Below are 2,417 nucleotides of genomic sequence, written 5' to 3' on the forward strand. Positions count from 1 at the left end.
GTTGGGACCTTGTCCCTGTGAGAGTAGGACGTCGCCAAGCAATCTTAAGACGAGTCAGAATGACTCGTCTTTTTTGTGTTTATAACTTTGTATTAACCTCAAGATACCATTTTAAGTGATCCCTCTTCTTTTAATCCTCTCATATTCAATTTCTTTCATCATTTTCGATGTGTAGTTTAAGATTTTCTATTTTATTTTTTGCAGAAGCAATCTGTCGGTGTGTTAAAATAATACAGTTATTTTTTGAAGTACTTTAGTATAGGGAGATTTAATTTAAAAAAAAGGAGATAATATGAAAAAGATAGGTGTAATTACTATAGTAGTTTTAATTCTTCTAGCAATTGCTTATATGTTAGTCGGGAATTATTTTTATAACTATGCGTTGAATGCGAAACAAGAAAAAGAATTTTTAGAGGATAATCCTCACTTAGCAGAAACGGTAAATGCATCGGGAGATGTATTAGCTACAAATGAAGAAAAGAATGCGAACTTCGTATCGAAGTATAAGCCTAACACATTAACTCTACGTTCTTTCGATAAACTGAATTTAACAGGTTATGAATATATGAATGAACAATCTAGTCATAAATGGGCGATTGTAGTTCATGGATACAATGGTAGAGCATCAGAAATGACGAAATATATTCGTAACTTTTATGAACAAGGCTATAATGTCATAGCACCAGATCTTCGTGGGCACGGAAATAGTGAAGGGAATTATGTTGGTATGGGCTGGCATGATCGTAAAGACATTTTGATTTGGATTCAACAAATTGTAAAGAAAGATCCTAATGCTGAAATAGCACTCTTTGGTGTTTCAATGGGCGGGGCAACTGTAATGATGACTTCAGGTGAAGATTTACCTTCTAATGTTAAAGTTATTATTGAAGATTGTGGATACTCAACTGTTATTGATGAATTTACTTATCAATTAAAAGATCTATTCCATTTGCCGAAGTTTCCTGTTATGAATGCGGCAAATACAGTTACAAAATTAAGAGCTGGATATGATTTAGAAGAAGCTTCAGCTATTAAACAAGTTGCGAAAAGTAAAACACCGATGCTATTCATTCACGGGGATGCGGATACATTCGTTCCTTTTGAAATGTTAGATGAAGTGTATAATGCTGCAAAAGTAGAAAAAGAGAAATTAATTGTTCCAGGTGCTGGACATGGAGAAGCTGAGAAGATAGATTCAAATACATATTGGAATACCGTATGGAAGTTCGTAGGGAGATATATTCCAGTATAATTAGATTTATATATGCGATAATCAGAAGGTAATACTTTTGATTATCGTTTTTCTATTTATAAATTCATTTTAGGTTTCAGTATATAAGGCTTGAAGCATAAATTTTTGAATTTCTTAGTGCCAGTGCTACAATGATTGGAAACTACATGTTAATGAGGTGTTTCTATGAAAATTGAAGTATGGTCAGATTTTGTATGTCCATTTTGCTATATTGGGAAACGCAGATTAGAAATGGCTTTAGAGCAATTTCCGCATAAGAAGGATGTTGAAGTTGAGTTTAAAAGTTTTGAATTAGACCAAAATGCTCCAATCTATTCTGGAACAAGTATTAATGAAGTACTTGCATCAAAGTATGGGATTAGTATTGAAGAAGCTAAACGCAATAATGTGCAACTAGGCAATCATGCAGCTAGTATGGGTTTAAGTTTTAATTTTGATGAGATGAAGCCGACGAACACTTTTGATGCGCATCGTCTTGCAAAATTTGCAAAGGATCAAGGGAAAGAAAAAGAGATTACGGAAAATCTACTTTTTGCATACTTCACTGAATCGAGAAACTTAAGTGATGTGGATACTCTTGCTACTATCGCTGCAGTATCAGGCTTAGATAAGCAAGAAGCTTTAAGTGTTATTAACGATAAAAGTGCGTATGCCAATGATGTTAGAATTGATGAATCGATTGCACAGCAATATCAAATTTCAGGAGTACCTTATTTTATTATTAATCAAAAGTATGCTATTTCGGGTGCGCAACCACTTGAGACTTTTGTTGGTGCACTTCAGCAAGTATGGGAAGAGGAGAATCCTGCACCGAAGTTACAAGAACTTTCAGCAGAAGAAGGAAACGATATGTCTTGTAATGATGGAAGTTGTTCAGTGCCATCAAAAGAACAATAGTTTTTATGAGGGAATAGCAACCCATAGAGTATTTTATGGGTTGCTTATCTATTCTTATAGAAGAGGCGTATAAATAGATATTTTAATAACGTAAATAGGATTTATAAAAAATGAAGTTTTTTTATAAAAACATATTGACGATTGTAGGTTAGAGGTGTAATATAGAACAAGTCGCCGATGCAATAACGCAGAACACGACAAACGAAATAAAAAAACTTAGTTGACATTAACTAACGAAGATGTTAACATAAGGAAGTCGCAAATGAGC

At 33.6% G+C, this 2,417-nt stretch carries 2 protein-coding genes; both read left to right on the plus strand.

What is annotated here, in order from left to right; genetic code table 11:
* Positions 1 to 292 precede the first annotated feature (292 nt).
* Entirely contained in the window at positions 293 to 1,252 is a 960-nt protein-coding gene (locus V7S50_RS33890) for an alpha/beta hydrolase (RefSeq protein WP_242256839.1), read from the plus strand.
* 165 nt (positions 1,253 to 1,417) lie between these two features.
* Positions 1,418 to 2,149 (plus strand): DsbA family oxidoreductase, encoded by a 732-nt coding sequence (locus V7S50_RS33895; protein ID WP_242256837.1) that lies wholly within the window; start codon positions 1,418 to 1,420, stop codon positions 2,147 to 2,149.
* Positions 2,150 to 2,417: the final 268 nt, after the last annotated feature.

It is taken from the genome of Bacillus sp. CCNWLW194 (assembly GCF_037120585.1).
GTDB lineage: Bacteria > Bacillota > Bacilli > Bacillales > Bacillaceae_G > Bacillus_A > Bacillus_A basilensis.